Raw genomic sequence first — 23354 nt, 5'->3', positions numbered from 1 at the left:
GCCGGGCGCCAACTCGCCTGCGGTGCTGGCGGGGACGGGCTGAGGGCCGGGCCGGGGGGGGGGGGGGGGGGGGGGGGGGGGGGGGGGCTCCCCCCCCCCCCCCCCCCCCCCGGCGCTCCCGCCGCGGCCGTCAGGCGCGCTCGCCGCGGCCCGCCTCCGGTTCCTGCGCCTCCGCCTGCTCGTCGTAGGCCGAGGTGCCCGAGTCGAGGAGGGGCTCCTGCTCCTTGAGGTGCGCGGGGGCGAAGAACCGCAGGGCGTGGTAGCCGGTGATGACCACGAGGGTGCCCAGGGCGATGCCGCCGAGCTCGAAGTTCTCGCTGATGTGCAGCTTCACCCCGCCCACGCCGATGATGATGCCCGCCGCGGCCGGCACCAGGTTCAGCGGGTTGCGCAGGTCCACCCGCCCGTTGATCCAGATCTGGGCGCCGAGCAGGCCGATCATCCCGTACAGGATCACGGTGATGCCGCCGAGCACCCCGCCGGGGATCGCGGCGACGACGGCGCCGAACTTCGGGCAGAGGCCGAAGAGCAGGGCGAAGCCCGCGGCGGCCCAGTAGGCGGCCGTGGAGTAGACGCGGGTCGCGGCCATGACGCCGATGTTCTCGGAATACGTGGTGTTGGGCGGGCCGCCCAGCGCGGTGGACAGCATCGAGGCGGCGCCGTCGGCGGCGATCGCGGTGCCCAGCTTGTCGTCGAGCGGGTCGCCCGTCATCTCGCCGACCGCCTTCACGTGCCCGGCGTTCTCCGCGATCAGCGCGATCACCACGGGCAGGGCGACCAGGACGGCCGACCACTCGAAGGCGGGCGCGTGGAAGGAGGGCAGGCCGATCCAGTCGGCCTTGCCGACTCCGGACAGGTCCAGCCGCCAGTGGTCCACCGCCTCGGGTCCGCCCACCGCGGAGTGGATCTTCCCGAAGAGCCGGTCGAAGAGCCAGGAGATCCCGTACCCGAAGAGCAGGCCCAGGAAGATCGCGATACGGGACCAGAAGCCGCGCAGGCAGACCACCGCGAGCCCGGTGAACAGCATGACCAGCAGGGCGGTCCACTGGTCCTGCGGCCAGTAGGTGGAGGCCGTCACCGGGGCCAGGTTGAAGCCGATGAGCATGACCACGGCCCCGGTGACCACCGGCGGCATCGCGGCGTGGATGATCCGCGCGCCGAAGCGCTGTACGGCGAGGCCGGCCAGCAGCAGCGCGGCGCCGACGACGAACACCGCGCCCGTGACGGTCGCGCTGTCCCCGCCCGAGGCGCGGATCGCGGCGGCCACCCCGACGAAGGACAGCGAGCAGCCGAGGTAGGAGGGGATCCGGCCGCGGGTGGCGAGCAGGAAGATGGCGGTCGCGACGCCCGACATCATGATCGCCAGGTTCGGGTCCAGGCCCATGAGGACCGGGGCCACGAAGCTGGCGCCGAACATGGCCACGACGTGCTGGGCGCCGAGTCCGGCGGTCCGCGGCCAGGACAGCCGCTCGTCCGGCCGCACCACCGCCCCGGGGGCGGGGGTCCGCCCGTCACCGTGCAGGGTCCAGCCCACGCCGAGGCGCATGTTCCACTCCGTTTCGCCGGTCGTGTGAAGATCACAGCGGCCGCAGCGCGGCCAGCCGTATCCTACGGCCGCATTCCGGTCGGTTCGCCCTGGTCGGACGGGGTGTCGGGGGCGGCGGCCGGGGTGCTCCCGGCGGCGTGGCCGGCCCGGCCCTTCGGGCGCAGCACCGTCGCCCCGAAGGCCAGGGCGCAGGCCAGTGCGGTGACCAGGCCGAAGGAGACCACGAGGGAGGTGGCGTCCGCGACGGCGCCGATCGCCGAGGGGGCGATCAGCCCGGAGGTGTAGGTCACGGTGGCCACGCCCGCGATGGCCTGGGCCGGGGCGGGGCCGCTGCGCGCCGCGGCGGCGAAGGCGAGCGGCACGACCACGGCGATGCCGAGGCCGATCAGGCCGAAGCCGGCGAGGGCGGCGGCCGGGTGCACCGCCGTGACGACGAGCAGGCCGCCGGCCGTGGCGACCGCCCCGCCCGTGCGGACCGTGCGTACCGCGCCGAACCGGTCCACCACCCGGTCGCCCGCGAGCCGGGCCGCCGCCATGGTGAGGGCGAAGGCGGTGGTCGAGGCGGCCGCGAGACCGGCGTCGGTGTCGAGGACCTCCTTGAGGTAGACCCCGGACCAGTCGAGGCTGGCGCCTTCGGCGAAGACCGCGCAGAAGCCGACCGCCCCGATGAGCACGGCGGACCGCGGGGGCAGGGTGAAGTGCGGCGGGGGCTCCTCGCCGGGTGCGCTGCGCAGGTCCAGCACCCCGCGGCAGGCGATCAGGCCCGCCGCGGTGAGCAGCAGGGCGACGGCCAGGTGGTGCAGCCGGGCGTCGGTCCCGGCGTGCGCGGCGAGGGTGCCGCCGGCCGAGCCGATCAGGGCGCCGACGCTCCACATGCCGTGCAGCGAGGACATGATCGAGCGGCCGAGCCGGTTCTCGGTCTCCACGCCGAGGGCGTTCATCGCCACGTCCGACATGCCGGCCGTGATCCCGTAGACCGCGAGGGCCAGGCAGAGCGCCGGCAGGCTGGTGGCCAGGCTCGGGAGGGTGAGGGAGAGGGTCCAGAGGGCCAGCAGGCCGGTCAGCGCGGTCCGGGCGCCGAACCGGTGGTTGACCCGGCCGGCCAGCGGCATCGCGAGGGCGGCTCCGACGGCCGGGCAGGCGAGGGCGAGCCCGAGGGAGCCCGCGTCGAGGGAGGCGTGGTCCTGGATCCACGGGATGCGGGTGGCGAAGCTTCCGGTGACGGAGCCGTGCACGCAGAACACGGCGGCGATGGCGATCCGGGCGCGGCGCAGCCGCCGCGGGGCGAGGTCGGTTTCCCCTGTCATGGACATAAACTATCAGGGAGCCTGCCTGATAATTAACCCCCCGGCCCGACCCGGCGGGCCACCCGATAGGTTCTGGAGCGTGCGCGCGATGTCACCTGCCTCCCCGAGTACGGCCCGGGCGATCAACGACCGGCTGGCGCTGCGCCTCCTCCAGGAGGAGGGGCCGCTGACGGCGACCCAGCTCAAGGCCCTGACCGGGCTGTCCCGGCCGTCCGTCGCCGACCTGGTGGAACGGCTCACGGCGGCCGGGCTCGTCGAGGTGGTCGGGGAGTCCGGCGAACAGCGGCGCGGACCCAACGCCCGGCTGTACGGGATCGTCGCCCGCCGGGCCCACCTGGCCGCGCTCGACGTGCGCACCGACCGCGCGACCGCCGTCGTCACCGACCTGCTCGGGAGCCCGCTCGCCGAGGCCGAACTGCCCACCGGCACCGCCGAGGAGGCGGTCGCCGCCCTGGAGCGCACCGCGCGCGAGGCGGGAGCGCAGGAGCTGCACACGGTGGTGATGGGCGCCCCCGGCCTGGTCTCCCCGGGCACCGGGGAGCTCCGCGACACCGCCGGACTGCCCGGCTGGCACCGCGAGCTCTTCGCCCTGCTCCAGAAGCGGCTGCCCGCGGTGGTCCGGGTGGAGAACGAGACCAACCTGGCGGCCGTGGCCGAACAGCGGCTCGGCGCGGCCCGGGACGCGGAGTCCTTCGTGCTGCTGTGGCTGGGGGCGGGCGTGGGCGCCGCGGTGGTGCTCGACGGGCGGCTGCGCCGGGGGGCCTCCGGCGGGGCGGGCGAAATCGGCTTCCTGCCGGTGCCCGGCACCGGCGGGCTGCCCTCGGCCACCGGGTGCGAGGGCGGGTTCCACGCGCTGGTGGGGCGTGCGGCGGTGGCCGCGCTGGCGCGCGCGCACGGTTTCGCGGGGGCTCCGGAGGAGGCGGTGGCGGGGGCGGCCGGGGAGGCCTTCCTCGACGCCTTCGCCGAGCGGCTCGCCATCGGTGCGGCGGCGGTCGCGGCCGTGCTCGACCCGGGCTGCGTGGTGCTCGGCGGGGAGCTGGGCCTGGCCGGCGGGCCGGCCCTCGCGGACCGGGTCGCTGAACGGCTGCTGACGCTGACCCCGGTGCCGACGGGGGTGCGGGCCACGTCGCTGGGTGGGCCGGCGGTGCTCGCCGGGGCGCGGTTGCTGGCCCGGGACGCGGCGCAGGACGCGCTGTTCGGGACGGCGTAGCGTCCCGCCGGGCGCTGCCCGGACCCGCACCTCGGACGCCGGCGGGGCCGGATCGCGCCCTGCCGGACGGCGGCCTCCCCGCCGGGCTCCGGTGCCGGACGTGCGGGGACCCGGTGGCCGCCGGGCCACCGGGTCCTCACGTCATCGGCTGCTGCCGCCTATCGGTTCAGCAGGCGCCGAGATCCTCCCAGACACCCCACTGGCCGGTGGTGCCGGGCTCCTCGTTCTGGGTCCACCACTTGGCCTTCCAGTTGCGGCCCTTGTGGGAGACGACCGTGCCGCCGGTGTAGACGGCGCCCGCGGCGTACGGCGGGTTGGTGCAGGTGCCCCCGCCGCCCGTGGTGCTGCCGGTGGTGCCGCCGGTCGTCCCGCCCGTGGTGCCGCCGGTCGTACCGCCGGTCGTCCCGCCCGTCGTCCCGCCGGTGGTGCCGCCGGTCGTCCCGCCGGTGGTTCCGCCCGTCGTGCTGCCCGAGCCCAGGTCGACCAGGGTGGTGCCGCGGGCCATGTCGCCGGCCAGGGCGTACGTCGTGCCGGAGACGTTCACGGTCCAGTTGGAGGGCGTGGACACCGGCAGGTAGTAGTTGAAGGACAGGTCGACCGAGGCGCCGGCGGCCAGCGACTGCCAGGCCGGGAGCTTCAGCGAGACCCGGTGGAAGTCCCCCTTCAGGCCGCCGACGTTGCTGCCGGTGTGGCCGCTGCTGATCACCTTCGTGCCGAAGCCGGACTGGTCGGAGGCGTTGTTCGGCGCCGAGGTCGCGTAGTCGAACTGGAACTCCGTGCCGCCGGGCAGGGTGGCCTTGGTGTTGTTGGTGATCTTGATCTTCGGGGTGATCGGGTAGTTCGAGTCGCCGAGCTTGAAGTCGGTGAACTCGACCTTGACGTCCACGGCCTGGGTGGGCAGCGTGCCGCCCGCCTTCTTCGCCCCGTACGGGGTGGCCGCCTTGAACTTGTCGTACATCAGCGTGGTGAGCGTGTTGCCCGCCTCGTACTGGCCCTTGGCCGCGTTCCAGGCGTAGTCGCCCGCCAGCTCCCAGACCATCGTGCCGCCGATGCCGCGGTCCACCACGTAGTCCGCCTTGGCCGCGACCGACTGCTCGTCCTCGGTGGACAGGAAGACCTTCTTCTGCGCGTTCCACAGCCACGGCGCGACCAGGGTCGAGTCGTACTTGCGGGCGTAGGTGCCGGTCAGCGTGGTGTTCGCCGGGAAGCCGTACTTGGTGACGTAGTCGCCGACCACGCCCCGCTCCAGGTTCTTGGCGTGCCACATCGGGTTCGAGCCCGCGGGGGACTCCACCCCGTTGGTGTCCTTGTCGTGCCACAGGTTGTCGATGCCGACCGCGCCGTCGCCGCACTTGGTCAGGCCCGCGCCGGCCGGGCAGGTGGTGGCCGCCGCCTTGCCCCACAGTCCGTCCGTGCCGCCCTGTACGTTCTTGAAGCCGCGCGTGTAGTACGGCAGGCCGATGTTGATGCGGCCGGAGGGCATGGACCCCCGGAAGTAGTGGTAAGCCCAGTCCGTGTTCAGGTAGCCGATGCCGCCGTACTGCTGGCTGCCGTACACCCCGGCCGCGGCGAGCTCGTTGTCCTTGCCGTCGTCGAAGAGCGAGGCGTTCGGACCGACGAACTCGTTCCAGGCGCCGTGCAGGTCGTACGACATGATGTTGACGTAGTCCAGGTACTGCTGGACCTGGAAGGTCTCCATGCCGCGGAGCAGGTAGCCGGAGGAGGGGGCGGCGACGGACAGCAGGTAGTGCTTCCCGTCGGCGGCGCCCGCCCGGTCGAGCTTCTCGCGCAGGGTCTTCATCAGCGCGGCGTAGCCCTTGACCAGCCCCGCACGGCGGGCGTTGGACAGGGACCAGTCGAGCGGATTGCCCGCGTCCTTCATCGTGGTCGGGTACTCGTAGTCGATGTCGACACCGTTGAACCCGTACGTGCGGATGAACGCCACGGAGGAGTCGGCGAAGGTGTCGATGCCCGCCTGGTTCACCGAGCCGTCGGCGTTCGTGGCCATGGAGTAGAAGCCGCCGGAGGCCACCCGGTCCCCGTTGTCGGCGAAGTAGCCGCCGGTCTCCGCCCAGCCGCCGACCGAGATCAGGGTCTTCACATCGGGGTACTGCTTCTTGAACTTGTTCAGCAGGTTGAAGTGGCCCTTGTAGGAGTACGCGGGGTCCATCTCCGCGCCCGCCACGCCCGGCCAGGTCATGCCGGTGGCCGCGTTGTTCGGGCCGTCGCCGCCGACCGAGATCTTGTTGTCTCCGCCCACGTGGGCGAAGGCGTAGTTGAGGTGGGTGACCTTGCTCCACGGGATGTTGTTCGCAAGGTAGGCGGGCGTGCCGTCCTTGCCGGTGCGCCAGCCCGTGAAGTAGCCGATGACGCGGCGCTTGTGGTCGGCGCCCATCTTCTCGCGGCCCTCGGAGTCGTACACCGAGCAGTAGGGGACGTCGACGCCCGCGGTCTTGTAGAGGCCGTCGGGACGACAGCTCTCGTTGTCGGCGGCGTGCGAGACGCCGGCGGAGAGCGAGCTGAAGAGCAGGCCGGCAACTGCGGCTCCGGCTGCCATCAGCGTGGCTCTCGTGCGCGTGGGGGACAGCACGATCGTGCCTCCTGGGGAAGGGAGGTTGGCAGGACACAACGAACTGAAAGGTGGCGCTATCGCCCCAGATGTGCGCACATCTGACGGGCCGTCTCCCGGGAAGGTGAAGCAGACATTAAGAGGACTAGACCACGTCGTCAATAGGTCTGGACCAACGCGGAAGGGCTCGGTCTCGACTTGCCTGAGTGCGCTCCGTTGTGAGCCAGGCCACACGCAGTCACCCGCATGGGTGTGGATCAGGCGTGGCACACTTGCTCCAGTACCAGTAGCAGCGCACTCCGGGGTCGGTGTAATTCCGAACCGGCGGTTATAGTCCGCGACCCGTCCGCAGCCAGCGGCCGGTTGACCAGGTGAAATTCCTGGACCGACGGTTAAAGTCCGGATGGGAGGCAGTGCGCGGCGGGCCAGTCACAGGTACGCCGCTGTAGGCCGTTTCGCCAGCGTTTTCGCAGGTGGGGCGGGTCTTCGGCCTCGGCGTCCCCGTGCGTGTTCCCGCTTCATCTGTCGTATCCCGACAGGCCCCGGAGTCCGTGCCCGAATGAGGCAGGAGGACCCGGTGGGCAACCACGCCGACGCAGACGCCATGCGACGCGCCATCGCGCTCGCCGCCCGCGGCCTCGGCTCCACGAGCCCCAACCCCGTCGTCGGCTGCGTCGTCACCGACGCGGCCGGAACCGTCGTGGGCGAAGGCTTCCACCGGCAGGCCGGCGGCCCCCACGCCGAGGTCCACGCCCTGCGCGCGGCCGGCGACCGGGCCCGCGGTGGCACCGCCTACGTCACCCTCGAACCCTGCAACCACACCGGCCGCACCGGCCCGTGCGCGCAGGCCCTGATCGACGCCGGCATCACCCGCGTGGTCTACGCCGTCTCCGACCCGAACCCGCAGGCCAGCGGCGGTGCCGCCACCCTGCGCGCGGCCGGGGTCGAGACCCTCGGCGGACTCCTGGAGGCCGAGGCGGCCGAGGGCAACGCCGCCTGGCTCACCGCGGTCCGCCTGGGCCGCCCGTACGTGCTGTGGAAGTACGCCGCCACCCTCGACGGGCGCATCGCCGCCGCCGATGCCACCAGCCGCTGGATCAGCTCCCCCGAGTCCCGCGCCGACGTGCACCGGCTGCGCGCCGAGTCCGACGCCGTCCTCGTCGGCTCCGGCACCCTGCGCGCCGACGACCCGCACCTCGCCGTCCGCGGCATCGAAGGCGCCACCCAGCCGCTGCGCGTCGTCCTCGACACGCACGCCACGGTCCGCCCCGGCGCCCGCGTCCTCGACGGGGCCGCGCCCACCCTGATCGCCGTGGCCGAGGACGCCGACACCCGGCACCTCGACGGCATCGAGGGCCTCGCCGTCGCCCGGCTCCCGCACGACGGGCGCGGGCTCTCCGTCCCCGCCCTGCTGCGCGAGCTGTACGCGCGCGGGGTGCGCTCCGTACTCCTCGAAGGCGGGCCGACCCTGGCCGGCGCCTTCGTCTCCGCAGGAGCCGTCGACAAGGTCGTCGGCTACCTCGCACCGGTCCTGCTCGGCGCGGGCCCCGCCGCCCTCGCCGACGCCGGGATCGCCACCCTCGCCGACGCCCTGCGCCTCGACATCACCGAGACCGTGCGCACCGGCCCCGATCTCCGCATCACCGCCGTCCCCACCACCGCCCCCAAGGAGCACTGAGTGTTCACCGGAATCGTCGAAGAACTGGGCGAGGTCACCGCCGTCGAGCAGCTCGCGGACGCCTCCCGCTTCCGCCTGCGCGGCCCCCTCGTCACCGAGGGTGCCAAGCACGGCGACTCGATCGCCGTCAACGGCGTCTGCCTGACCGTGGTGGAGACGGAGAACGGCGAGTTCACCGCCGACGTCATGGCGGAGACCCTCAAGCGCTCCAGCCTCGGCGCCCTGGGTGTCGGCTCCCGCGTCAACCTGGAGCGCCCGATGGCGCTCGGCGGGCGGCTGGGCGGCCACCTCGTACAGGGCCACGTGGACGGCACCGGGGCCATCGTCTCCCGCACCCCGTCCGAGCACTGGGAGATCGTCAAGGTCTCCCTCCCCGCGGCGCTCTCCCGCTACGTCGTGGAGAAGGGCTCGATCACCGTCGACGGCGTCAGCCTCACGGTCGTCGAGGCCGCGGCCGACCACTTCACCATCAGCCTCATCCCCACCACCCTCGCCCTGACCACGCTCGGCATCAAGCAGCCCGGCGACCCGGTCAACCTGGAGGTGGACGTACTCGCCAAGTACGTCGAGCGGCTGCTCGGCGCCGGCGTGAACCCGCTGCACACCCCGGAGGCCGCCGAATGAGCGCCGTTACCTGGCTGAACTCCGACGCCTTCACCGTCTTCGGGCAGCAGATCAAGTGGGCCGACATGATCGGCAACACGGCCGGCCTGATCGCCCTCGCCCTCGGCTGGCGCCGCTCCATCTGGACCTGGCCCATCCAGCTCCTCTCCGGCGCGATCCTCTTCACCGCCTTCGCGGCCGGCCACCTCTCCGGCAGCGCCGGCAAGCAGGTCGTGGTCGTCGTGGTGGCCGCGTGGGGCTGGCTCCAGTGGACCCGCGGCAGCCGGCAGGCCCAGGACGGCTCCCTCGCCGTCCGCTTCGCGAGCTGGCGCGAGCGCGCCGCCCTGCTGGGCGCCGCCGCCCTCGGCACCCTCGCCGTCGGCGGGCTCTTCACCGCCGTCCCGACCCTGTCCTGGGACCCGTGGCCCGATGCCTACGTGTTCGTCGGCACCGTCGTCGCCATGTACGCCCAGGCCAAGGGCATGGTCGAGTTCTGGTTCGCCTGGCTGCTGGTGGACGCCGTCGGCGTCCCGCTGGCCTTCGCCAACGGCTACGCCTTCTCCGGCCTCGTCTACGTGATCTACGGGGCGCTCGTCCTCTGGGGCGCCTACGACTGGTACCAGCGCTCCCGCACCACCCACCCCGCCACGGCCCTGGAAGGAGCGGCGGCATGACCTCCCTGAAGCCCACCCTCACGCCCGTCCCGGACGACTACGAGAGCTTCCGCCTCGACCCGGTGGAGCAGGCCGTCCGCGACATCGCGGCCGGCCGCCCGGTGGTCGTCGTCGACGACGAGGACCGCGAGAACGAAGGCGACCTCGTCATCGCCGCCGAGAAGGCGACCCCCGAGATCGTCGCCTTCATGATGAGCGAGTGCCGCGGCCTGATCTGCGCCCCCATGGAGGGCGACGAGCTGGAGCGCCTCGAACTCCCGCAGATGGTCGCCCACAACACCGAGTCGATGAAGACCGCCTTCACCGTCTCCGTGGACGCGACCGCGGCCCACGGCGTCACCACCGGCATCTCCGCCTGGGACCGCGCCACCACCCTGCGGCTGCTCGCGAGCGGCACCACCGACGCCGGCGACTTCGTCCGCCCCGGGCACATCTTCCCGCTGCGCGCCAAGCCCGGCGGCGTGCTGGTCCGCCCCGGCCACACCGAGGCCGCCGTGGACCTCGCCCGGCTGGCGGGCCTGCGCCCGGCCGGTGCGATCGTCGAGATCGCCGGCGAGGACGGGGTCATGCTCCGCCTGCCCGAGCTGATCCCCTTCGCCCGCAAGCACGGCCTGACGATCATCTCCATCGAGGACCTGATCGCCTACCGCCGCCGCGCCGAGCCCACCGTCCGCCGCGAGGCCGAGGTCAGCCTCCCGACCTCCTTCGGCGAGTTCACGGCGTACGGCTACCGCTCCACCACGGACGGGGTCGAGCACGTCGCCCTGGTCCACGGCGAGATCGGCACCGGCGAGGACGTCCTCGTGCGCATGCACTCGGAATGCCTCACCGGCGACATCTTCCACTCGCTGCGCTGCGACTGCGGCCCCCAGCTGCACGCCTCCATGGAGCGCATCAAGGCCGAGGGCCGCGGGGTCGTCGTCTACCTGCGCGGCCACGAGGGCCGGGGCATCGGCCTGCTGTCCAAGCTGCGCGCGTACGAGCTCCAGGAGCGCGGCCGCGACACCCTGGACGCCAACCTCGAACTGGGCCTGCCCGCCGACGCCCGCGACTACGGGGCCGGCGCGCAGATCCTCGCCGACCTCGGCGTCCGCAGCGTCCGCCTGATGACGAACAACCCGGAGAAGGCCGACGCGCTCGTCCGCCACGGGGTCGAGGTCGCCGACCGCGAGCCGATGCCCGTGGAGGCCGGGGAGCACAATCTCCGGTACCTGCGCACCAAGCGGGACCGCATGGGGCACGACCTGCCCTGGCTGGACTCCGCGGCCGTCTCGGCCTGCAACAGCCAGTAGGCCTGCACCGGCCGGCGGGCCTGCTCCACCGGCGGGCCGGGCCCGCGCGGACCGGCACCGCGGCACCACCTGCACCACCTGCACCACCCCGACAGAACACCCGACGAAGCACGACCAGGCAGTAGGAACGAGGAGAGCTGTGAGCGGCAAGGGCGCACCCGAACTGAGCGTACGCAACTGCGGAGACCTCCGGGTCGCCGTCATCGCGGCGCAGTGGCACGAGAAGGTGATGGACGGCCTCGTGGACGGGGCCCTGCGCGCCCTGCACGAGCTCGGCATCGACGAGCCCACCCTGCTCCGCGTCCCGGGCAGCTTCGAGCTCCCGGTCGTGGCGAAGGTCCTCGCCGAACGCGGGTACGACGCCGTCGTCGCCCTCGGCGTGGTCATCCGCGGCGGCACCCCGCACTTCGACTACGTCTGCCAGGGCGTCACCCAGGGCCTGGTGCAGGTGTCCATCGACACCGGAGTCCCGGTCGGCTTCGGCGTGCTGACCTGCGACAACGACGAGCAGGCGCTCGACCGCGCCGGTCTTGAGGGGTCGAACGAGGACAAGGGCCACGAAGCGGTCACCGCCGCCGTCGCCACCGCCATGACCCTCCGCACGGTCAGCGAGCCCTGGCGGTAGTCCAAGGAGTGAACCCTCGCGCCGAGGCGCGGGGGCGAACCCGTACCCTAAGGGCATCATGGCGAACACACCCGTTAAGACCTTCGAAGAGCTCTTCGCCGAGCTCCAGCTCAAGGCCGCCAACGGCGACCCCAGCACCTCCCGCACCGCCGAGCTGGTCGGCAAGGGCGTCCATGCCATCGGCAAGAAGGTCGTCGAGGAGGCCGCCGAGGTCTGGATGGCCGCCGAGTACGAGAGCAAGGACGCCGCCGCCGAGGAGATCTCGCAGCTGCTGTACCACGTCCAGGTGATGATGGTCGCGCGCGGGATCACCCTCGACGACGTCTACGCCCATCTCTGAGCAGACCTCACCCACCCGCTCCGCACAGCACTCTCTCCACGCGAACAAAGGAACCGACCTCATGCTGCGCATCGCCGTCCCCAACAAGGGTTCACTGTCCGGACCTGCGTCGGCGATGCTCCATGAGGCCGGCTACCGCCAGCGCAAGGAGTCCAAGGAGCTCGTCACGGTCGACCCGGAGAACGAGGTCGAGTTCTTCTACCTCCGCCCCAAGGACATCGCGATCTACGTGGCCTCGGGCAAGCTCGACATCGGCATCACCGGCCGCGACCTGCTCCTGGACTCCGGGGCCAACGCGGAGGAGATCCTCCCGCTGAACTTCGGCCGCTCCACCTTCCGCTACGCCACCCGCCCGGGCACCGCCAAGGGCCCCGAGGACTTCCACGGGATGACGATCGCGACCTCGTACGAGGGAATCGTCGCGAAGCACCTCGCCGACCAGGGCATCGACGCCTCCGTCGTGCACCTCGACGGCGCGGTCGAGACCGCCATCCAGCTCGGCGTCGCCGAGGTCATCGCCGACGTGGTCGAGACCGGCACCAGCCTGCGCAACGCCGGTCTGGAGGTCATCGGCGAGCCGATCCTCAAGTCCGAGGCCGTGGTCATCCGGCGCAACGGCGCCGACGCCGACCACCCGCAGGTCCAGCAGTTCCTGCGCCGCCTCCAGGGCGTCCTGGTCGCCCGCAGCTACGTGATGATGGACTACGACATCCGCGCCGAGCACCTGGAGCGCGCCGTGGCCCTCACCCCGGGCCTGGAGTCCCCGACCGTCTCCCCGCTGCACAACGAGGGCTGGGTCGCGGTCCGCGCCATGGTCCCGGCCAAGGAGGCCCAGCGGATCATGGACGACCTGTACGAGCTCGGGGCGCGCGCGATCCTCACCACCTCGATCCACGCCTGCCGCCTCTGATGGCCGCCGACCAGCCGGCCCCGCCGGCCCTGCCCGTCACCTTCCGGCCCACCCGCACCCGGGTGGTCCTGCTCACCGTCGGCACGGCGATGTTCGCGACGATCACCGCGATCGCGTTCATGCTGGAACGCCTCAGCACGGGGGAGCGGATCAGCTTCGTCTTCACCGCAGCCCTGCTCAGCTCCGTCCTGGTGCTGCTCAGCCGGCCCAAGGTGGTCGCGGACGAGGGCGGGGTGACGGTCGTCAACCTCACCACCAAGCGGCGCCTGGAGTGGGCCCAGATCCTGCGGGTCAACCTCCGCCCGGGCGACCCCTGGGTCTTCCTCGACCTCAACGACGGCACCAGCCTGCCCGCCCTCGGCATCCAGCCGGGCGTGGCCCGGCAGCAGGCCATCGGCGACGCCCGCGCCCTGCGCGCCCTCGCGGAAACCCGCGGCACCGGCACACCCGGCGCTTGAGTCCCCATTGCGGGGACGATCTCAATGACTACCCTGGTGGCGGGGCGCGTCGTCGCGCCCTGCCGCCGGCCCCGCACCCACGGGGCCCGTGGGCCCCTGCGACTTGAGGAGTGACTCCCTCCAGCAATGGACGGATCGTCCGGTAGTACCTGCGCCGCCACCTCCCCGGAGGCGGCGGCATGACCATCCCGCTCATCCTGCTCGGGGCGGCCTTCGCCCTGATCCTCGCCAACGGCTTCTTCGTGGCCGCCGAGTTCGGTCTCGTCACGGTGGAGAAGCCGGACGCCGAACGGGCCGCCGCCGAAGGCGACCGACGGGCCCGCACGGTCGTCGAGGCCCTGCGCGAGCTCTCCTTCCAGCTCTCCGGCACCCAGCTCGGGATCACGATCACCTCGCTCGTGGTCGGCATGCTCGCCGAGCCCGCCCTCGCGGGGCTGCTCGCCGGCCCGCTCACCGCGACCGGCCTGCCCGAGGGCGCCGTCTCCGGGGTCTCCGTCGTGATCGGCATGCTCCTCGCCTCCGCCGTCCAGATGGTCGTCGGCGAGCTCGTGCCGAAGAACTGGGCGGTCTCCCGGCCGCTCCAGGTCGCCCGTTTCGTGGCCGGCCCGCAGAACGCCTTCTCCCGCGCCTTCCGGCCGGTCATCTCCGGCCTCAACGCGGTGGCCAACCGCCTGGTCCGGGCCCTGGGCGTGGAGCCCGCCGAGGAGCTGGCCTCCGCCCGCACCCCGGGGGAGCTCGTCTCGCTGGTGCGCCACTCGGCGCAGGCCGGCGCCCTCGAACAGGACACCGCGGACCTGTTCGTCCGCACCCTCTCGCTGGGCGGGCTCACCGCGCAGCACGTCATGACGCCCCGGGTGCGGGTCAGCGCCCTCCAGTCCACCGCGACCGCCGCCGACGTGCTCAACCTGACCCGGGCCACCGGCCTGTCCCGGTTCCCGGTCTACCGCGAGCGCATCGACGAGATCGTCGGCGTGGTCCACCTGAAGGACGCCCTCGCCGTGGTCGAGGCCCAGCGGACCTCCACCGCAGTCGGCCGGATCGCCGTGCCCCCGCTGCTCGTGCCCGAGACCCTGCCCGTCCAGTTGCTGCTGGAGCGGCTGCGCAAGGAGCAGCCGATGGCCGTCGTGGTCGACGAGTACGGCGGCACCGCGGGCGTGGTCACCCTCGAGGACATCGTGGAGGAGCTCGTCGGCGAGGTCCGCGACGAGCACGACCGGGCCGAGGAGGAGACCCCCGAGCTGGCCACCGTGCCCGCCGAGGACGGCCGCCCCGCCTGGGACGCCGACGGCTCCTGCCGGGTGCACACCCTGCGCCGGATAGGCCTCGACGTGCCCGAAGGGCCGTACGAGACCGTCGCCGGGCTGGTCGCGGACCTCCTCGGCCGGATCCCCGCACCCGGGGACCGCGCCGAACTCCCCGGCTGGAAGCTGTCCGTCCGCCAGGTCGGCCGCTACCGCGCCGAGCGGGTGCGCCTGGTGCGCACGGCGCCGGCCCCGGCGGAGCCCGAACTCCAGGCGGTGGGCCGGTGAACGCGCTCCAACTGGTGCTCGCCGTCCTGCTGGTCCTCGCCAACGGATTCTTCGTCGGCGCGGAGTTCGCCCTCGTCTCGGTCCGGCGCAGCCAGATCGAACCGCTGGCCGCCACCTCCAAGCGGGCCCGCCAGACCCTGTACGGGCTGGAGAACCTGCCCCGGATGATGGCCGCCGCCCAGTTCGGCATCACCGTGTGCTCGCTGACCCTAGGCGCCGTCGCCGAGCCCACCGTCGCCCGCCTCCTGGAACCCGTGTTCCACGCGCTACGGGTGCCGGCAGGCCTGATCCACCCCCTCGGCTACGCCGTCGCCCTGGCCGCGGTGGTCTTCCTGCACCTGGTCATCGGCGAGATGGTGCCGAAGAACCTGGCCATGGCCGCCCCCGAGCGGACCGCCCTGTGGCTCAGCCCCGGACTGGTCGGCTTCGCCCGGCTGTGCGGCCCGGTCACCACGGCCCTCGGCGCCTGCGCCGGGCTGGTGCTGAGGCTCTTCGGGGTCGAGCCCAAGGACGAGGTCGAGGCCGTCTACACCAGCGCCCAGCTGGGCCGGCTGGTCGAGGACTCGCGCCAGGCCGGGCTCCTGGAGCCCGGGGAGCAGGAGCGCCTGGAGGACGCCCTCGAACTGGGCAGCCGCCCGGTCACCGACGTCCTGCTCGACCGGTCCCAGCTGGTCACGGTCGGCCCCTCGGCCACGCCCCGGCAGATCGAGGCGCTGACCGTGCGCACGGGCTACTCGCGCTTCCCGGTCCGCTCCGAGGGCGGGGCCTTCATGGGCTACGTCCACGTCAAGGACGTCCTGGACCTGGAGGACCGCGAGCGGGCGGTGCCCCAGCACGTGTGGCGCCGCATGACCACCCTCTGCGCCACCCTCCCGCTCGACGACGCCCTCAGCGTCATGCGCCGCGACGCCACCCACCTGGCGCAGGTCGCGGACCCGTCCGGCCGGGTGCTCGGACTGGTCGCGCTGGAGGACGTGCTCGAAATGCTGGTGGGCGAGGTCCGCGACCCGGCGCACCGGCGCCGGACCCCGGCCCCCGCGGGCATCCCGGCCCCGGCGGCGTTCGCGCAGTAGGGCCCGCCGTACGGCGGGAACCCGGGCCGCCGCCGCTCAGAGCGGCGGCGGCTCCTGCCGGCCGCGGTCCTGCGGGCCGCGGCCGGAGAGCACCTCGCCGTACGCCTGCATCAGGTCGGGCAGCCGGAGCGTGGCCAGGTCCTCGCGGCCGGGCACGCCCGGGTAGCCGGCCAGGCGCAGGTCCCGGTAGGCGCAGCTCTTCTCGTAGAGGGTGCGCAGGAAACGGCCGTTGCCGAGCTCGTCGATCCAGCCCTGGTCCACGACGTGGCCGCTGATGCTCCGCAGCTCGTCGAGGGCCTCGTCGTCCCAGCGGTCGCCGTTCGCGGCGGCCAGCACCCCGCCGATCGCGGTCAGTTCCAGCGGGCGGTAGCTGGGGAAGTCCACGCGGGTGGTGAAGCGGGAGGAGAGACCGGGGTTGGTCGCCAGCAGCCGGTCCATGCCCGCCGGATAGCCGGCCAGGATGACCACCAGCTGGTCCCGGTTGTCCTCGGCGCGCTTCAGCAGCACCTGGAGGGCCTCGTCCCCGTACGCGTCGCCCTTGCTGTAGCCGGAGTTGGACAGGCTGTACGCCTCGTCCACGAACAGCACCCCGCCGATCGCCGAGTCGATCAGCTCGTTGGCCTTCACAGCGGTCTGGCCGAGGAACTCCCCGACGAGGTCGGCGCGTTGGGCCTCCACCAGGTGGTCGCCGCCCAGCAGGCCGAGGGCGTAGAACACCCGGCCCAGGATCCGGGCCACGGTGGTCTTGCCGGTGCCCGAGGGCCCGGAGAAGACGAAGTGGCGCTTGGGCGGCTGCACCGGGAGCCCCTGCCCGGCCCGCAGCCGGGCCATGTGCAGCTGCGCCGACAGGGCTTTGACCTGCCGTTTCACCGGCTCCAGCCCGACCATGTGCTCCAGCTCCGCCAGCGCCTCGGCGAGCAGCGCCGGGTCCGCGGGCCCGGCGGGCAGCGCGGGCGGCCCGGGCTGGGCCGGCACCGGGGCCTTGCGGCGCACTGGCTCCGGGGCCGGGCCCGCGGCCGGCCCGCCCGCCGCGCCCCCCGGCGGCCCGTCCGGGCGGCCGGGGCTCGGGGGCGGACCGTAGCGGCCCTCGGGCTGCTCGGGGGCCGGTCCGAGCGGGTCCGGATCGGTGAAGCCCTCCGCGAAGCCCTCGGCGGCGTCCTGGCCGAGGCCCCCGGCCAGTGCCACGGCCGCGTAGTCCCCGCCCGGCCCCACCGGCTCGTAGTCCAGGCCGTCCGGCCCGTCGAGCCCGTCGGCCTCGGCGATCGCGGTGAGCCGGGCGGCGGTGTCCATGAAAGCCGGATCCACCCGGTGCACGGCCCGGTACAGCGGCAGGGCGGCCGCGCTGCGGCCGGTGCCCTCGTGGGCCCGGGCCAGCCAGTAGCGCAGTTCCTTGCGCTGCGGCTGCTCGCTGCGGCAGCGCATCAGGGCCGCCGAGAGCAGCGGCTCGGCCTGCCCGTACATCTCCAGCCGCACCCGGGCCATCCCGCCGAAGAGCCCCGACTCGATGCCCAGCAGCGGATCGTCCACCAGCGGTTCGGTGTGCCGGACCAGCTGGTCCCAGTCCTTGACCAGGTACGCGCGGCAGGCGTGCAGGAAGCGGACCTGCGGGTCGGCGTCCACCGGCGGCAGCCCCGCCAGGGCCTGGTCGAGTTCGGGCACGTGGCGGCCGTCCAGCCAGTGCGAGGCGTGCGCGAGCAGCAGGTCCCGGCGGCTCTCCAGCACCGGCTGCACCCACCAGCCCAGCCAGTACCAGGAGTTCAGGGTCCGCCGGTGGCGGGCGCGCTGCTCGCCGAAGCGGTCCCGGTGCGCGTACATGCGCAGCAGGGCGCTGGTGGTGTCCACCCGCAGCGCGTGCAGGCCCAGCCAGGCATCGGCCATCGAGGGGTCCAGCCGGACGGCGGCTCTGAACTCCTCCTCGGCCTGCGGGTAGGCGCCCATCGTGTAGGCGTCCACCCCGCGCAGCCAGGCGAGTTCGGCCGGGGCGTGGTGGCTGCCGCCCTGCGTGCCGAAATCCATCGCATCCCCCAACCTCCGCGTCATGGACGGGAGTTACGCAGGCCGCTCCGCCGGATCAGACTCGCATCGTACCTGCGGTTACGCCCCTGCCGCAGGGGGCGTCGGGCACTCGGGCAACCGGCCGGCGAGGCCGTTGCGGTGACGGAGGGTGAAGGTGCGGTGGAGGGTCGGCGGCCCGCAGGGGCCGGGCCGGGGCAGAACGAAGCCCCCGATCACGGGGGAACAATCGGGGGCTTCGCGTCCGTGCCGGCCAGCAAGGGCCGCACATTGAGAACGTAAGGCCGCTGCGGTGCTCCGGTCAAGCGCCTCGGGACCCGCCCCGGCGGCCCGGCTTGAGCGCCGCTCAAACCGGGGGCAGGCCGTCACCCTCGGTCACGGAACGGGGTGCCTCCGCCGTCGCACCCGCACCCGAAGACCACTCGTATCCCGTACCGCACTGCCGTACCAGGGTGTCGGCGAAGGGGCGCGAAGGATCATCCGCGAAGTGCGCGGCCTCGGCGCGCTCCCATCCGTCCCAGAAGGCGGTCAGCGCGCGCCCGTCACGCCGGCGCCCGCGCCCCCAGGACACCTCCCGCGGCGTCTCCATCCACAGCAGCCGCGCCAGGTGGGGGCGCAGCGCCCGCCGCCCGGTGCCCACGCCCTCGATCAGGAGCAGCGGGACCGGCTCCTGCACCCGCGGCGGCCCGAACCGCCGCGCGGTCCAGTCGTACGGCTCCCAGTGCGCGGCCCGCCCCGCCGCCAGCGGGGTCAGCACCTGCTCCCGGAACCGGCCGGTCCAGCCGAAGGGCTCCGCATGCGAGGCCACGTCGTCGAGGTGGAGCACCGGAGCCCCGCCCAGCGCCTGCGCGAGCAGCCCGGCGAAGGTGCTCTTGCCCGAGCCCGCGTGCCCGTCCACCGCCACGAGCCGCACCGGCCCGCAGGAGGGCGGCAGGGCGCGCAGTTCGCGGGCGAGGGTCTCCAGAGGTGTCACCCGGCCAGCGTACTGAGCCGGGACACGGCCCGCGGGCCTGGCAGCGGGCGGCCGCGGGCTGCGAAGGTGGCGGCAAAGCCGTCCGGATCCGACTGGGGGTTCCCCGCCGATGACCGCTTCCACGCCGCGCCGGGCCGTTCTGGCCGCCGCCCTCGCCGTCGCCACCGCCGCCGCCGCACCGGCCCCGGGGGCGGCCGCCGCCGGAGCGCGGGCCGGGGGCCCGGGCCGCACCGTCGACAACCGCTTCTGGTTCTCGTACGGCCACTGGCGCGCCGGGACCCACGAGGGGACCGCGGCCGTCGGGGGGACGCGGCCCTCGCTGCGGATCGCGGCGGCCGCCGGCCGCACCGACTACACCGACCCGCACACCGGCCGGACCGCGGCCTGGGAGTACGCCCGCTGGGTCTCCCCGGAGCACCGCACGGCGGTGCCCGCGACCGAGGTGGTCGCCTCCTGGAACGCGCACACCCCGGCGGGCACCTGGCTCCAGGTGGAGCTGCGCGGCACCTACGGCGACGGCACCCGCAGCCCCTGGTACGTCATGGCCCGCTGGGCCGCCGGGGACGCCGACATCCGGCGCACCTCGGTGGACGGGCAGGGGGACGGGAAGAGCAGCGTCGGCACCGACACCCTGTCCGTGGACGCACCCGCGGGCGGGCTGCGGTTCACCGCCTGGCAGCTGCGGCTGACGCTCCACCGGGCCCCGGGCGGCGGCGGGAGCCCGGTGGTCTTCCTGGCCGGTGCGATGGCCTCGGCCGTGCCGGACCGGTTCACGGTGCCCGCCTCGGCGCCGGGGGCCGGCCGGGAACTGGCGGTGCCCCGCTACTCCCAGGAGGTCCACAGGGGCCGGTACCCGCAGTACGACAACGGCGGGGAGGCCTGGTGCAGCCCCAGCTCCTCGCAGATGGCCATCGAGTACTGGGGGCGCCGGCCCCGCCCGGCGGACCTCGCCTGGGTGGACCGCAGCTACCCCGACCCGCAGGTCTGCCACGCGGCCCGGAGCACGTACGACCACCAGTACCAGGGCTGCGGGAACTGGCCCTTCAACGCCGCCTACGCCGCCACCTACCCGGACCTGGCCGCGGTGGTGACCCGGCTCGGCTCGCTCACGGACGCGGAACGCCTGGTCAGGGCCGGGATCCCGGTGATCACCTCGCAGTCCTTCCGGGCCGAGGAGCTCACCGGCGCGGGCTACGGCACCGCCGGGCACCTGATGACCGTCGTCGGCTTCACCGCCGCGGGGGACGTGGTCGCCAACGACCCGCACGCGCCGACCAACGCGGCCGTACGGCGGGTCTACCGGCGCCGCGAGTTCGAGAACGTCTGGCTGCGCACCAAGCGCCACAACGCCGCGGGCAAGGTGGTGGGCGGCTCCGGCGGGATCTGCTACGTCTACGTGCCCGCCCTCCCCTCGGCCTCCCAGATCGCGGCGCTGGCGGCCGTCGGGCTGCTCTGAACGGCTCCCGTGCCGGGGCCGCGCAGGCCCCGGCAAGCCCGTGGGATCCGGTCGGCGGAGGCCGTTGACCAAGGGGTGGGGACAAGAGTTACATAGGGGATAAAGGGCAGATAAGTGCTTCACAGGAGGCGGCCCGACATGTCCCTACACCCGACCATCGAGCACCACCCCGACCTCGCCGAGATGCGTTCCCGGTTCGAGCGGGCGACCGCGACCCCGGCAGCGCAGGCCGTCGAGACCCTGGCCGTCGTCACCGGCCTCTACCTCGCGGCCTCGCCGTGGATCGCGGGGTTCAGCGCCCTCGCGCCGCTGGCCATATGCAACCTGATCACCGGCGCCGCGTACTGCCTGTTCATGGGCGGCCTGGGCTCCGCCTACGAGCGCACCCACTCCATTGCATGGGCCGGCATGGCCATCGGCGCGTGGACGATCGTGTCCCCGTGGGTCGTCACCGGTGAGATGGACACCACCCGCAGTGTGGTGAGCAACGTCATCACCGGCGCCGTCGCGCTGCTGCTCGGCCTGGCGATGTCCCTGGCCGACCGCAGGAGGACCTGAACCCGCAAGCCGCCCGTGCGCGGGCGGAACCGCCGGGCCCCGGCCGTCGTGCCGGGGCCCGGCGCCGCGCGGCCCGCGCTGTGAAGAGCGTCACCGCGGGCCCGGCGGCCTACCGCGGCGGGGCGGTTCCCTGGCACATTGGACGGCACACCGGGGGGACGTCCACTGCCAGACGAACCGATGCGAGACGCCATGACCGCGACCAGTGCAGCCCTCTCCCGGCTCCGCAAGCCCGCTCCCGCCCCCGAGGGCTCCGAGCCCGGCTCCGCCGCCCGTACCGGCGGCCCCGAGGGCGGGGCCGCGTGGCTGGAGCACGTGCTCGGCTGGACCCTCGTCGTCGTCCTCGCGATGTTCGTCACCCAGACCGGCCTGATGTGACGGGACCCGCCGGCCCGCGGGCCGGCGGCTGCCATACTGCGGGGCATCCTTTGGCGGTGCGAGGCTGGGGCGGCATTGAACAGCAGTGGGCAACACGACACGTCGGGACGGTCCCAGGTCCGGCGGGCCGAACTCATAGCCACCGGGCGCAGGCTGTTCGCCGACACCGCCTACGACGCCCTCTCCGTGGACGACATCGCCCGGCAGGCCGGGGTCGCCAAGGGGCTCATCTACTACTACTTCAAGAGCAAGCGCGGGTACTACCTCGCCATCGTCGAGGACTCGGTGGCCGAACTGCTCGCGAAGGCGGGCTCCGGGACCGGGCTGCCCGCCGCCCAGCGGCTGCGCCGCACCGTCGACGGCTACCTGCACTACGCCCAGCACCACCAGGCCGCCTACCGCACGATCGTCACCGGCGGGATCGGCTCCGACGCCGAGGTGCTGGCCATCCGCGACGCGGTCCGCGAGGAGCTCGCCGCCACCATCGCCGAGGGCGCGTACGGCCGCCGGACCGTGCCCCCGCTGGCCCGGCTCGCCCTCGTGGGCTGGCTGGGCGCGGTGGAGGACATCACGCTCCAGTGGATCGGACTGCCCGCCGCGGCCGGTCCGTCCGGGGACGTGCCCGAGGGGCGGTCCGAAGAGGTGCCGGACCGCGCACAGCTCGGCGCGATGCTGGTGCGGATGCTGCGCGCGACCCTCACGGTGATCGGGGAATTCGTTCCGGAATGCCCGGCTCCGCTGCCGGCCGCGGCCGTCTGACACCCCCCTGACCGGCAGGTTCCCGATATCGAACCCGTGACGGGACCGCCGAGATCGGGCATACTCGGCCCCGCCGCAGCCGCACCGTCGCCTCTTCCGTGATCCGGGAGGGCAGCATTCGGTTGCGAGATCATCTACTTCGGAGGCGCGTGCTCACCCGGCGCGCGTCACCGGACCGTCCCAACGAGGGAGGAGAGCGCCGCCATGACCGACCGCGCCCTGCAGCCGGTGGAACGAGAGCTGCCCACCGAGGAGTCCCGTGACCTCCTCGCGCTGGTACGCGACATCGCCGAGCGGGAGATCCGGCCGCACGCCGCGGAGCAGGAGGAGGCCGGCCACTTCCCCCGCGAGCTCTTCGCCCTGCTGTCGGAGTCCGGCCTGCTGGGCCTGCCGTACGGGTCCGAGCACGGCGGCGGCGACCAGCCGTACGAGGTGTACCTCCAGGTCCTGGAGGAGCTGGCCGCGGCGCGGCTGACCGTCGGCCTCGGCGTCAGCGTGCACTCCCTCGCCTGCCACGGACTCGCCGGCTTCGGCACCAAGGAGCAGCAGGACGAGTTCCTGCCGGCCATGCTCGGCGGCGGCCTGCTGGGCGCGTACTGCCTCTCCGAGCCCTCCTCGGGCTCTGACGCGGCCTCCCTGACCACCAAGGCCGTCCGGGACGGCGAGGACTGGGTGCTCACCGGCACCAAGGCCTGGATCACCCACGGCGGGGTGGCCGACTTCTACACCGTCCTGGCGCGCAGCGGAGCCGAGGGGCCGCGCGGGATCACCGCCTTCCTGGTGCCCGGGGACGCCCCCGGTCTGAGCGCGGCCCTGCCCGAGAAGAAGATGGGCATGAAGGGCTCGCCCACCGCCCAGATCCACCTCGACGGGGTGCGCGTCTCCGACCACCGCCGGCTGGGCGAGGAGGGCCAGGGCTTCACCCTGGCGCTGTCCGCGCTGGACTCGGGCCGCCTCGGCATCGCGGCCTGCGCGATCGGCGTGGCGCAGGCGGCGCTCGACGAGGCCCTGGCGTACGCGGCCGGCCGCAAGCAGTTCGGCCGCCCGATCGCGGACTTCCAGGGGCTGCGCTTCATGCTCGCCGACATGGCGACCCGGATCGAGGCCGGCCGGTCCCTGTACCTGGCGGCGGCCCGGCTGCGGGACGCGGGCAAGCCGTTCTCCCGGCAGGCGGCCATGGCGAAGCTGTTCTGCACGGACGCCGCGATGGCGGTCACCACGGACGCCGTGCAGGTGCTCGGCGGCTACGGCTACACGGCGGACTTCCCGGCGGAGCGCCTGATGCGCGAGGCCAAGGTGCTGCAGATCGTCGAGGGCACCAACCAGATCCAGCGCATGGTGATCGGGCGCCACCTGCTGGGCCCCGAGTCCCGCTGACGGCGGCGGCCCCGGCCCCGGTCCCG

At 73.6% G+C, this 23354-nt stretch carries 21 protein-coding genes and 1 riboswitch; of the genes, 16 read left to right on the top strand and 5 right to left on the bottom strand.

Translation table 11 applies throughout. The features are described from left to right. Positions 1-130 precede the first annotated feature (130 nt). Positions 131-1546, bottom strand: coding sequence for a uracil-xanthine permease family protein (locus ACZ407_RS29070; RefSeq protein WP_468133389.1), 1416 nt, complete (start codon positions 1544-1546; stop codon positions 131-133). A gap of 62 nt (positions 1547-1608) precedes the next feature. Beyond that, positions 1609-2853: an MFS transporter gene (locus tag ACZ407_RS29065; protein WP_468133387.1), complete on the bottom strand. Its 1245-nt coding sequence runs from the start codon at positions 2851-2853 to the stop codon at positions 1609-1611. Positions 2854-2941: 88 nt separating this feature from the next. On the opposite strand from ACZ407_RS29065, the gene ACZ407_RS29060 reads away from it, so the two are divergent. Next, positions 2942-4063 (top strand): ROK family transcriptional regulator, encoded by a 1122-nt coding sequence (locus ACZ407_RS29060; protein WP_468133385.1) that lies wholly within the window; start codon positions 2942-2944, stop codon positions 4061-4063. A 166-nt stretch (positions 4064-4229) separates the two neighbouring features. On the opposite strand, the gene ACZ407_RS29055 is transcribed toward ACZ407_RS29060, so the two are convergent. Further along, positions 4230-6653 (bottom strand): chitinase C-terminal domain-containing protein, encoded by a 2424-nt coding sequence (locus ACZ407_RS29055; RefSeq protein WP_468133383.1) that lies wholly within the window; start codon positions 6651-6653, stop codon positions 4230-4232. 269 nt (positions 6654-6922) lie between these two features. Further along, positions 6923-7053: riboswitch (FMN riboswitch) on the top strand. Positions 7054-7191: 138 nt separating this feature from the next. Between ACZ407_RS29055 and ribD the strand changes: the two genes are divergently transcribed. The 10 genes from ribD (at position 7192) to ACZ407_RS29005 (ending at position 15814) form a co-directional block, all read left to right on the top strand. Then, on the top strand, positions 7192-8310 hold the full coding sequence (gene ribD, locus ACZ407_RS29050) for a bifunctional diaminohydroxyphosphoribosylaminopyrimidine deaminase/5-amino-6-(5-phosphoribosylamino)uracil reductase RibD (RefSeq protein WP_468133381.1): 1119 nt from the start codon (positions 7192-7194) through the stop codon (positions 8308-8310). Next, the gene (locus tag ACZ407_RS29045; protein WP_468133379.1) at positions 8311-8934 is read left to right on the top strand and encodes a riboflavin synthase; all 624 of its coding nucleotides are present in this window, start codon (positions 8311-8313) and stop codon (positions 8932-8934) included. Next, a complete protein-coding gene (locus ACZ407_RS29040; protein WP_468133377.1) occupies positions 8931-9587 on the top strand; it encodes a nicotinamide mononucleotide transporter family protein in 657 nt (218 codons plus the stop codon). Before ACZ407_RS29045 ends, ACZ407_RS29040 begins: the two co-directional genes overlap by 4 nt. Beyond that, complete coding sequence (locus ACZ407_RS29035; RefSeq protein WP_468133375.1) at positions 9584-10879, top strand: bifunctional 3,4-dihydroxy-2-butanone-4-phosphate synthase/GTP cyclohydrolase II; 1296 nt, start codon at positions 9584-9586, stop codon at positions 10877-10879. Before ACZ407_RS29040 ends, ACZ407_RS29035 begins: the two co-directional genes overlap by 4 nt. A 139-nt stretch (positions 10880-11018) precedes the next feature. Next, positions 11019-11504 carry a 6,7-dimethyl-8-ribityllumazine synthase gene (ribH, locus tag ACZ407_RS29030; protein ID WP_468133373.1) on the top strand — a complete coding sequence of 162 codons (486 nt, stop codon included), beginning with the start codon at positions 11019-11021 and terminating at the stop codon, positions 11502-11504. Positions 11505-11562: 58 nt separating this feature from the next. Further along, positions 11563-11844, top strand: coding sequence for a phosphoribosyl-ATP diphosphatase (locus ACZ407_RS29025; RefSeq protein ID WP_468133371.1), 282 nt, complete (start codon positions 11563-11565; stop codon positions 11842-11844). Between the two features lie 61 nt (positions 11845-11905). Beyond that, positions 11906-12754 (top strand): ATP phosphoribosyltransferase, encoded by an 849-nt coding sequence (hisG, locus tag ACZ407_RS29020; protein WP_468133369.1) that lies wholly within the window; start codon positions 11906-11908, stop codon positions 12752-12754. Continuing rightward, positions 12754-13212: a PH domain-containing protein gene (locus ACZ407_RS29015; protein ID WP_468133367.1), complete on the top strand. Its 459-nt coding sequence runs from the start codon at positions 12754-12756 to the stop codon at positions 13210-13212. Before hisG ends, ACZ407_RS29015 begins: the two co-directional genes overlap by 1 nt. Positions 13213-13391: 179 nt before the next feature. After that, on the top strand, positions 13392-14741 hold the full coding sequence (locus tag ACZ407_RS29010; RefSeq protein WP_468133364.1) for a hemolysin family protein: 1350 nt from the start codon (positions 13392-13394) through the stop codon (positions 14739-14741). Then, positions 14738-15814, top strand: a complete 1077-nt coding sequence (locus tag ACZ407_RS29005) for a hemolysin family protein (RefSeq protein WP_468133362.1) — start codon at positions 14738-14740, stop codon at positions 15812-15814. The genes ACZ407_RS29010 and ACZ407_RS29005 overlap by 4 nt, the downstream gene beginning before the upstream one ends. 36 nt (positions 15815-15850) lie before the next feature. Here the strand turns inward: ACZ407_RS29005 and ACZ407_RS29000 are convergent, their stop codons facing one another. Then, positions 15851-17830, bottom strand: a complete 1980-nt coding sequence (locus tag ACZ407_RS29000; protein WP_468133360.1) for an AAA family ATPase — start codon at positions 17828-17830, stop codon at positions 15851-15853. Between the two features lie 343 nt (positions 17831-18173). Continuing rightward, the gene (locus ACZ407_RS28995; protein ID WP_468133444.1) at positions 18174-18791 is read right to left on the bottom strand and encodes a uridine kinase family protein; all 618 of its coding nucleotides are present in this window, start codon (positions 18789-18791) and stop codon (positions 18174-18176) included. A 118-nt stretch (positions 18792-18909) separates the two neighbouring features. On the opposite strand from ACZ407_RS28995, the gene ACZ407_RS28990 reads away from it, so the two are divergent. From ACZ407_RS28990 to ACZ407_RS28970, 5 genes are all read left to right on the top strand, one after another. Next, positions 18910-20256 carry a C39 family peptidase gene (locus ACZ407_RS28990; protein ID WP_468133358.1) on the top strand — a complete coding sequence of 449 codons (1347 nt, stop codon included), beginning with the start codon at positions 18910-18912 and terminating at the stop codon, positions 20254-20256. A gap of 138 nt (positions 20257-20394) precedes the next feature. After that, complete coding sequence (locus tag ACZ407_RS28985; protein ID WP_468133356.1) at positions 20395-20814, top strand: SPW repeat protein; 420 nt, start codon at positions 20395-20397, stop codon at positions 20812-20814. Between the two features lie 192 nt (positions 20815-21006). Then, positions 21007-21192 carry an SCO1431 family membrane protein gene (locus ACZ407_RS28980; RefSeq protein ID WP_468133354.1) on the top strand — a complete coding sequence of 62 codons (186 nt, stop codon included), beginning with the start codon at positions 21007-21009 and terminating at the stop codon, positions 21190-21192. A 75-nt stretch (positions 21193-21267) separates the two neighbouring features. Continuing rightward, positions 21268-21951, top strand: coding sequence for a TetR/AcrR family transcriptional regulator (locus ACZ407_RS28975; protein WP_468133352.1), 684 nt, complete (start codon positions 21268-21270; stop codon positions 21949-21951). A 204-nt stretch (positions 21952-22155) separates the two neighbouring features. Continuing rightward, positions 22156-23328, top strand: coding sequence for an acyl-CoA dehydrogenase family protein (locus ACZ407_RS28970; RefSeq protein WP_468133350.1), 1173 nt, complete (start codon positions 22156-22158; stop codon positions 23326-23328). Positions 23329-23354 lie beyond the last annotated feature (26 nt).

Source organism: Streptomyces sp. NPDC030809, from assembly GCF_055572195.1.
Note: the sequence above shows the minus strand (reverse complement) of the source record. Positions and strands in the feature narration are given on the sequence as shown.

Excerpts from the sequence above, each read along its gene's own strand:
- ACZ407_RS29070 (WP_468133389.1), bottom strand. The coding sequence starts at position 1,546 with ATGCGCCTCGGCGTGGGCTGGACCCTGCACGGTGACGGGCGGACCCCC.
- ACZ407_RS29065 (WP_468133387.1), bottom strand. The coding sequence starts at position 2,853 with ATGACAGGGGAAACCGACCTCGCCCCGCGGCGGCTGCGCCGCGCCCGG.
- ACZ407_RS29060 (WP_468133385.1), top strand. The coding sequence starts at position 2,942 with ATGTCACCTGCCTCCCCGAGTACGGCCCGGGCGATCAACGACCGGCTG.
- ribD (WP_468133381.1), top strand. The coding sequence starts at position 7,192 with ATGAGGCAGGAGGACCCGGTGGGCAACCACGCCGACGCAGACGCCATG.
- ACZ407_RS29040 (WP_468133377.1), top strand. The coding sequence starts at position 8,931 with ATGAGCGCCGTTACCTGGCTGAACTCCGACGCCTTCACCGTCTTCGGG.
- ACZ407_RS29035 (WP_468133375.1), top strand. The coding sequence starts at position 9,584 with ATGACCTCCCTGAAGCCCACCCTCACGCCCGTCCCGGACGACTACGAG.
- ACZ407_RS29025 (WP_468133371.1), top strand. The coding sequence starts at position 11,563 with ATGGCGAACACACCCGTTAAGACCTTCGAAGAGCTCTTCGCCGAGCTC.
- hisG (WP_468133369.1), top strand. The coding sequence starts at position 11,906 with ATGCTGCGCATCGCCGTCCCCAACAAGGGTTCACTGTCCGGACCTGCG.
- ACZ407_RS29015 (WP_468133367.1), top strand. The coding sequence starts at position 12,754 with ATGGCCGCCGACCAGCCGGCCCCGCCGGCCCTGCCCGTCACCTTCCGG.
- ACZ407_RS29010 (WP_468133364.1), top strand. The coding sequence starts at position 13,392 with ATGACCATCCCGCTCATCCTGCTCGGGGCGGCCTTCGCCCTGATCCTC.
- ACZ407_RS29000 (WP_468133360.1), bottom strand. The coding sequence starts at position 17,830 with ATGGATTTCGGCACGCAGGGCGGCAGCCACCACGCCCCGGCCGAACTC.
- ACZ407_RS28990 (WP_468133358.1), top strand. The coding sequence starts at position 18,910 with ATGACCGCTTCCACGCCGCGCCGGGCCGTTCTGGCCGCCGCCCTCGCC.
- ACZ407_RS28985 (WP_468133356.1), top strand. The coding sequence starts at position 20,395 with ATGTCCCTACACCCGACCATCGAGCACCACCCCGACCTCGCCGAGATG.
- ACZ407_RS28980 (WP_468133354.1), top strand. The coding sequence starts at position 21,007 with ATGACCGCGACCAGTGCAGCCCTCTCCCGGCTCCGCAAGCCCGCTCCC.
- ACZ407_RS28970 (WP_468133350.1), top strand. The coding sequence starts at position 22,156 with ATGACCGACCGCGCCCTGCAGCCGGTGGAACGAGAGCTGCCCACCGAG.